The organism is Streptomyces sp. AC627_RSS907 (assembly GCF_019049165.1).
In genome coordinates, this window is record NZ_JAGMUE010001293.1 from 1 (window position 1) to 806 (window position 806).

Sequence of the window (806 nt, forward strand, 5' to 3'; positions counted from 1 at the left end):
GCCATGGGCTGGGCGGGGCACGACAGCTGATGGACGATTTCGGTATCGACTCGGCGCCGGGCCGGGGCACCACTGTCACGGCCACCCGATGGACGACACCGTGACACCGGCACCCGCCAGGCCGACCGTCCAGGTCCGTGTCGACCACCACAGCGCCGTCCAGCTCGCCGCGGAAGCCGCCCGCGCGGTCGCCGAGTCGTGCGGTCTGAGCGGTTCCCTCCCCGACCAGGCCGCCGTGCTGGCGTCGGAACTCGCCGGGAACCTCGCCAAGCACGCCACCGGCGGCTCGGTCTACGTGCAGCCGCTCCTCCTCGGAGGCGGAATGGAGATTCTCGCCGCCGATCGCGGGCCCGGCATCGACGACCTTCCCCGCGCCCTCACCGACGGATACAGCACCACCGCGACCCTCGGCGCCGGCCTGGGCGCCGTGCGGCGCATCGCCACGGACTTCACCATCCGCACCGAGCCAGGCACCGCGACCCTTGCGTGTGCCCGGCTCACCGATGCCGACCACCGGCCGAGGGCACATCAGGAGATCGGTTCCATCTGTCTATCCATCGACGGCGAACAGCCCTGCGGCGACGCGTGCGCCTCGGCGGACACCGAGGGTTGTCGTACGGCCCTCGTCGTGGACGGCCTCGGACACGGCCCCGAGGCATCGGAGGCGGCACAGGCCGCCCTGCGCGTGTTTCACCGCGCACCCGACCGCGCGCTCCACGACATGCTCTTCGCCGTCCACCGGGCGCTACGCCACACCCGCGGTGCCGCAGTCGGCGTCATGCGGCTGCGCCACGACCGGACCGAGT

Annotated in this window: 1 protein-coding gene; it reads left to right on the forward strand. The window is 72.7% G+C overall.

What is annotated here, in order from left to right; translation table 11 throughout:
- Positions 1-88: 88 nt before the first annotated feature.
- The coding region (locus tag KUM32_RS41560) for an ATP-binding protein (protein WP_217146811.1) at positions 89-806 on the forward strand (718 nt) is incomplete at its 3' end.